Source organism: Barnesiella sp. CU968 (genome assembly GCF_905219685.1).
GTDB lineage: Bacteria > Bacteroidota > Bacteroidia > Bacteroidales > Muribaculaceae > Lepagella > Lepagella muris_A.
Map to the genome: position 1 here is coordinate 1 of NZ_CAJMXD010000121.1, position 7,518 is coordinate 7,518.

The 7,518-nt window shown below is 45.9% G+C and carries 4 protein-coding genes; 2 read left to right on the forward strand and 2 right to left on the reverse strand.

The window, feature by feature from the left end; all coding sequences use genetic code 11:
• Together JX312_RS06345 and JX312_RS06350 are read left to right on the forward strand one after the other, a co-directional pair.
• Positions 1-1,150: RagB/SusD family nutrient uptake outer membrane protein (locus tag JX312_RS06345; RefSeq protein ID WP_204457425.1), on the forward strand; the 1,150-nt coding region annotated here is incomplete at its 5' end.
• A gap of 40 nt (positions 1,151-1,190) precedes the next feature.
• Entirely contained in the window at positions 1,191-3,719 is a 2,529-nt protein-coding gene (locus JX312_RS06350) for a S8 family peptidase (protein WP_204457426.1), read from the forward strand.
• A 177-nt stretch (positions 3,720-3,896) separates the two neighbouring features.
• Here JX312_RS06350 and JX312_RS06355 read toward each other — a convergent pair whose 3' ends face one another.
• The gene (locus tag JX312_RS06355; RefSeq protein ID WP_204457427.1) at positions 3,897-6,527 is read right to left on the reverse strand and encodes a glycoside hydrolase family 31 protein; all 2,631 of its coding nucleotides are present in this window, start codon (positions 6,525-6,527) and stop codon (positions 3,897-3,899) included.
• A 117-nt stretch (positions 6,528-6,644) separates the two neighbouring features.
• Positions 6,645-7,262 (reverse strand): SDR family oxidoreductase, encoded by a 618-nt coding sequence (locus JX312_RS06360; RefSeq protein WP_204457428.1) that lies wholly within the window; start codon positions 7,260-7,262, stop codon positions 6,645-6,647.
• Between the last annotated feature and the right edge of the window lie 256 nt (positions 7,263-7,518).

Here is a 7,518-nt window from a genome sequence, read left to right on the forward strand (position 1 = left end):
AGGGATTGAGAAACTGCCTGTCAAGAAAGACGGGGATGCGCAAAACGGATTCCTGACCAAAGGAGCAGCCGCCGCCATGCTCGCACAATTATATTTCAACGCGGTGCCATATATCGGTGAAGAACGTTTCTCTGATGCGGAAACCCTTTGCCGAGATATAATAAACGGCAAATACGGTCCATATGAAATTGATCCCGACTGGCATGGCATCTTCGGTTTCGACAACGACAAATCGCCCGAAATGATATGGACAGCTCCATCGGAATATAATCACCCCAAATACGGACAATTCTCTTGGTGGTGGCAACGTTCCATGCCCAAGAATTGCCGTGTATATTTCGACAACACGTATGTAGCGGCAGGACAGAACGGCTTCTGTCTCGCTCCTTCAAAAAATCCTATGGGCAAACTATACACTCTGGAAAACCCGGAAATAAAACTTGGTGGTCCCTACGGCAAATTACACCGTAAAGATTTGCGTAAAGAGAATTACAGATATAAGGGGAACAAACAATACGTGGGCATGTTCCTTGCCGGGCCTCTTGCCGGACCGACCGGTGAACCCGTGATGGGAAACAAGGAAGACCTCGGCAAGCAGGTGAACCTGATCGACCAGATGTATCAATACACCAAATATCCGAAGCCTGATGCCAACACTCCCTCCACCATTCTTGCCGTTGATGAAAGTTGCGGCATACGTCTCGTGAAATTCCCTATTCCCGACGATGCCGACAAGACATTGACCTGGAACGCCGATTTTCCGGGAATCCGCCTTGCCGAAGTTTACTATATGCTTGCGGAGTGCCGCCTACGTGCCGGACAACCCAAAGAGGCTGCCGAACTGATAAACAAGGTGCGATCGAGATATTTTGAGGTTCGTGATGGAAATCCCGCACCCGACACGATGGACATGTACCGTATGGCTGACGAATGGATGATTGAATTTCTGGGAGAAGGACGCCGACGCACCGACCTAATCCGCATGGGATATTTTGTACATGAACCATGGTGGGATCATACACCCTCACATGATGAAAATCTTAACCGCTATCCCATTCCCCATAATGCACTTTCCGCAAACAATCTGCTAAAGCAAAATCCGGGATATGACGATGAAGGAAACGGCATCCTTGCTCCCGAAGAAAGATAAACAATTTCAAGCACATCACCAATTAATACCTTTAAAACTTATGAGAATTAACCATTTATTGGCTGGTATAGGAATTTCTGTCCTGTCAATCGCTTCCGGACTTCCGGTATATGCCCAAAGTAAACTTGACCTTTCCGCCATGCGGAAAGCAACCGAATACAACCATGCAAAAAGATCAGGCACACGAAGTGAAGTGACAGACGAGGTCGTTCCCGTGCTTATACAGATAATTCCGGGAGCTTCCTTTACAGATCTGACAAAACATGGAGTAGAGATCTCCAACAACATAGGCAACGTTGTGATGGCGTACCTGAAAGTATCCGAACTGGAAAAAGTGGCTTCCCTGCCTCAGGTCGTTACCTTGGAAATCTCGGGGGAAGCGGCGCCACAAATGATGCATTCCCGCATATCCACTTTTGCATCTAAGGTGCAAGGAAATATTGGCAAAGAATCACCTTGGGACGGAACCACACGTCCTTTCGACAAAGGATATCTGGGTCGCAACGTCGTTGTGGGTCTTCTTGACACGGGTTTTGACCCGAACCATATCACGTTCTACAAAGCACCTGATTATACGGAGACACGGGTCAAACTCATTGTTGAATTTGATGCAAGCGGGAAGGAGGTGAAACGTTGGGACACACCCGAAGCAATCAAGGCTTACACCACCGAAGATGAAGAAAATCCGGGAACCCATGGCACCCATGTGCTTGGAATCATGTCCGGAGCATTCACCGGCAAAGGACAGTTCGTTGATTATGACCATCATGAGAAAGATTCCATCGAGGGCAGAAGCAACGGCAATCCTCAAGGATGCTGCGAACGCATAAAGACTTGCGCTCCCCTGGTTTATGACAACACCGGCAAAGAAGCAAACATACCATATCTCGGCATGGCTCCCGAAAGTGATATCGTGATCTGCGTGGGTCCGTTAAATTCCAACACCGAGCTTGCATCGGCAAAAGCCATAAGCGATTATGCCAAGTCTGTAGGCAAACCGGCTGTAATAAATTTCTCTCTCGGTCAGAATTTCGGTTCATGCGACGGAACTGATAATTTCTCCAAAGCCATAGCTGAAATCGGTAAGGAAGCAATTGTATGCATCGCTGCCGGAAACGATGGACTGAAAAACAACTGGATCAGCAAGACGTTCACTGCGGAAAGCAAAAAAGTCGCAACCCTCCTGCAGGCAAAAATTACCGACAAAGACAGCAAGGNTACCTCACTCCAGGGAACATCCCTTGAAATATGGAGCGATACAGACAAACCTTTTACGGTAAGGATCTTTGCATATGACAAGGATGACGCTACTCCTGACGAGGCAAGACGTTACAATCTCGGTGAAGTATCGGCATCTACACCCGAAGGGAAATATATTGACGGAAATATCGGCACAGCCGGTCCTTGCTTCTCCGGTGCGATTGTCGTGACATCATCCGTTATGGCTCAAAATAACCGATATGCCGCCACTATAAAGCTGCCGCAAAATTTCTGGTATGACGATACGGATATAGATCCCGTAATCGGAATTGAAATCGAAGGATCTGAAGGACAGAGGATAGATTTGGCTTCCAATGTAGACGATGTGAATCTCGTGACAGAGAATAATCTTGAATTTGAGGCAGGAACACCCGACATGTCAATCAACAATATGGCATGTGCCCATAACGTATTCGCAGTCGGAGCCAATGTGAACCGTAACATTTTCGGAACTCTCCATAAGAGCGCCTATAAAGTTTCGGGAACCGTCGGAACAATCGAACACACAGCTACATGGATAGCCGGCATTTCGGGATATGGCAAGCTGGTAGACGGCAGATCAATGCCAACAATTACCGCACCGGGATATTATGTGGTGTCTGCACGAAGCAGATATAATAATAACAAGAACTTCACCGATGACGCACCAAACGTAAAAGTTGATGGAGCTGAACCTAAATCAAAGTTCAACAACAATTCCGCTTTTGCTGATTTCGGTGGCGAACGCTACTGGTGGTTCAACACTCAGGGAACATCGCAGGCAACCCCGGCATTTGCCGGCATATGTGCGCTATGGCTCGAAGCCAATCCAAACCTCAAATATGCCGACATTTACGAGGTGATTCAAAATACGGCAGCAAAACCCAAAATGAAAGGTGAAGGCATGCCATACGGTTCCAAGAAAGGTGGTGTATGGGATGAGACAACAGGCGCAGTAGACAAGAACAACAAGGAAATTGGCGAAGCTCATTATGAAAAGACTCAATACCGTTATGGATTCGGCAATGTTGATGCATTTGAAGGTCTCAAATATATCCTCTCCCATCCTGAACTCGGACAGACCACCGGACTATCGGATATATCTGTAAGCAAAGATCAGGTAGTTATCAACCGCAATGGCGATATCTTCCAGATCGTATCGAATGCGGAAGAATTTAATGTAAATCTCGTTTCAATTTCCGGGCATACGGTAAAGACTGTACGTGGCAATTCAGAAGTCAACTTTGACGCAGGCGGAGTTTCCAAAGGCGTTTATGCACTCGTAATCTGGAACAATGATTTCCGCAAGTCGGTTAAGGTAATACTCTGACAAATAGGTATTAGTAAATATAATGGTTAAACAAAGTGAGGGAAGGTGCCGTTATGCACCTTCCCTCACTTTGTTTTAATTATAACATTATTTAAAATTATATCCCACCGTGAGTTGGAACACATTCTGATAATAGCTTGCTGAATAATAATACTCAGAATGTTTATTGAAGTTGATTCAATGTTTCTTTAATTGCTCACGAAGACGAGCCTTGAAACAGTCACTGATTATGTCCATATTATCGGTAACCTCAAAAAGTTTTTCCATATTATTATTAAACTCTTTAAGATAAGCGGATATATTTGCAGGATCCTCCAATATGAAATTCGGACATTGAGAAACTTTCAGGTATCCTTCCGGAAGCATCTTCATTCCTTCACCATGCATACCCTGCTCCTCCTTGAAGAGGATGGTAAGATCTTTACAACGGTTGAATATTCCTTTCTTGCCATAAAGGTCGGCAGACTCACCGTTACCCTCATTATAGATTAACTCTACGGTTACATCCTTATTTACGGGCAAACCTTCAGTATAGACTACAGGCTGCAATGAATAGCCGTCATAGGTCCAGTTCCCATTTTCAGGGAAACGGGAGTAGCTATATTCTTTACCGTCTACCAATACCTTATCCGGAGGTAATGTAGCCGGGAAGCGCATTTCATAATTCCTGACTGCAGGAGCATTGTGATACGTGCCCTTTCTTGCTTCTACCGTTACCTTAATTCCGTTTGCAACCACATTTTTAATGACATTGGTGATTGCATAGGATTTATCGTAATCATTGGAAATGCCGTCATCTTCATAATGGCGCAGGGAACCACCGCCTCCGGGAATAAAGGTAAGCACCAACGTGTCGCAAGGAGCCTGAAGGCTGTTAACTTTATCGGGATTCATCGGTACTATTGCCCCTCCCTTTACATAAAACGGATTCTCGGCGAGAGTATATTCAAATTCGCGTTCCGAAGGTCCCTCGATCATTTCTCCTGATGCATAATCATACCACCTCCCTTCCGGAAACCAGATCTTACGCTTTGCAAGACCTGATATGGAATCGACAGGATTACCTACGGGCGCGGCAATAATGTCAGATCCGAAAAAGAACTGCTCCGGATGGCTGTAGGCCTCTTCAAGCGACGGGTATTCATAATAAAGAGGACGAGTCATAGCCACGCCTGTATCGTAATTCTCCCGCGCGGCATTATAGATATATGGAGCAAGCGAATATCTCAGCTTAAGGGCATCACGCATCTCAAACATATATTCGGGGAAAGCCCAGAAATATCTCACGATATTACGGTCTTTGGTGGAATGAGTCTTGAATATCGGAGTGAACACACCATACTGCAGCCAGCGTAGATAAAGTTCAGGGTCCGTGACTCCTGGTTTCTTCTTGAACATATGCCCGCCGATGTCGTGTCCCCAATAACCGTAATTCACGTTTGATGCGGTAGCAGTGAAGTAAGGGAGGAAACGGAGAGTCTCCCAGGTGATGAACGTGTCGCCCGAGAAGCCCAACGGATAGCGGTGGCTTCCGAGACCTCCCCATCTGTGATAAATAAACGGACGCTCGTTGTCGGCTTTCTCTTTGGCATGGTTGAAAAAGACATGATTGAGCCAGAACGTATTAGACAGACCGGGGGTAAACTTCGATTCTTTCCACTGCTGCCAGTCAAGCCACCAGAAGTCAACACCCTCTTTCTCCATGGGACCGAGAACAGTATTGAAATATGAGTCCGCCCATTTTGCCTCATCTATATGGAAGGGAACGCTTTTTGTCGTGTCCGACCATTCATAGTCTTTCACAAAGTCCTTATATGATGCTTCATAAGGCTGGATGCCCGATGCAGGATGCAAGTTCAGGGCAGTCTTGAGATTCTCTTTCTTCACCCATCTGAGGAAATTAGAAGGATTGGGAAACAATTCTTTCTGCCAGGTATAACCGGTCCAGCCTATTCTCTGTCCGTATTCATCTCTCGCTGAATTACGCGATTTCAGACCGAATGTGTCATGCCAGTCCATATCCACAATCAGCACATCGATCGGAATGTCCATAGATTTGATTTTGTCTACCAGATCCTTGAACTCATTGTCGGAATATTGCCAATAGCGGCTCCACCAGTAACCGAATGTATATTTAGGCGGCAGAGGCGCCTTGCCCGCCACTTTCTGATAATCTGCCAATGCCTGCTTGTAGTCGTTTCCATAAGCAAAGAGATAGTAATCCTGACGCGCTCCATCGGGACGCATCGCCACCCACTCTTTCCAATGAGAGTCATCAGGGGCAAGGATGTGGTTCTTGCTGTCGTCTACAAGTGCCCAGCCGCTTCTGGAAAGAAGTCCTTGCTCGAGCGGACCGGAATGCATATCGTAACCGTCTGCACCGTCAAGAGTGCGGCAGGTGCCAAGCAGATTGCCGTCATCCTCCATTCCCGGCTTCCACAATGTGGTTTTCTTGCCGTTTCTGATTCTGACCTCAAGATTTCTGTCGCTGAACATCTTGCCATCGTTGTCGTAGCGGAGAGTAAGAAAATCGGTAGTGACTGTGGTTCTGTCGCCTTTTTTAGAAACCTTGAATTTCGGGACATCAAGGTTTCGGTTTACGAAGGTCAGAGTCTTCCGGTCTTCAAATTTTCCGTCCGCGCTCCACTCCATACGTATCATACGTGGTGTAAGCACTGTGAACCTCGCGTTGCCGGCAGTGACGACAGCCTTGTCATCAGCCTTTGGATTCTGCGGCGTTGCCGCATGAGCCTGCTGTCCGCAGATAGCAAGCAATGCCACAAATATGGCATGGATAAACCGTTTCATGAGTTGTACCGTATTAGTTAGGTAGTCGTTGATAATTTATCTACAAATATAACGAAAGTTTTCAAGAAACCTATTATATATGACAATTTAAGGCATTCAACACATGCTTACTACCCGTCAGCACTTGCCGCTTCCATGTATGAAACCAGCCTGCGGAAGAGACAGAAACTTGCACATATCAATCACATCCTTGGCATTACGTCCGGCAACAGACACACAATTCACCGTTATGCCATATTCTGAAAGAAATGAAGTTTTTTCAAACGATGGTCCGTCAATATCAATAAAACGACCTCCGTAACTGCTTGGGAACGGGTAGCGTGTTTTATGTTCCGACCACATCCGCGCAATCGCAACACGATAATCCTCACCCGCCTCCATATTGATTATAATGTCGACATCGCGCCATGCCTTAAGCAAATCGGCAAACGCTTTTTGCACCGCGGCAGAGTCATTCACGTCAATTTCATAAAAACGTACGCCTTTCTCCCTCGCCATTTTGCTCCCCTGTCCGGAATCCACATCAAAGACAGCCACCTTACAACCGGCATCAAGAAAGACAGTAGCAATGCCGTCTCCCAAGCCGACTGCCAGTCCGCACAGAAGCACCCTGCGCGCAGGAAAATCGAAACTCAGTCTCCCCGCCTTCGCAGCGTAACGACGTGCGGGCATCACTCTCTGCTGTGACCCGCGCCTGAGTTCCTCCATCTTCCGTTCAATATAATTATCTGCCATTATCGCATAGTCTTGATTTTATTTTTTAAGAAAATACAAATTTAACACAAATTGGCGATAAAACGCATTTCATTCATAGATAATTGATTTATAGCATATATTGTATATGCGAAGTGTACTATTGGTGTACTGATTGATGGATGACAGGCAAAAGAATAGTGGTGGTTTAAGGATTTCATATGTTTGTTAGGATTTTTTAATTATTTAAGTTTCGCAAGTTCAACTTGCTGATTTCAGATTGTAAAATTTAGCGATA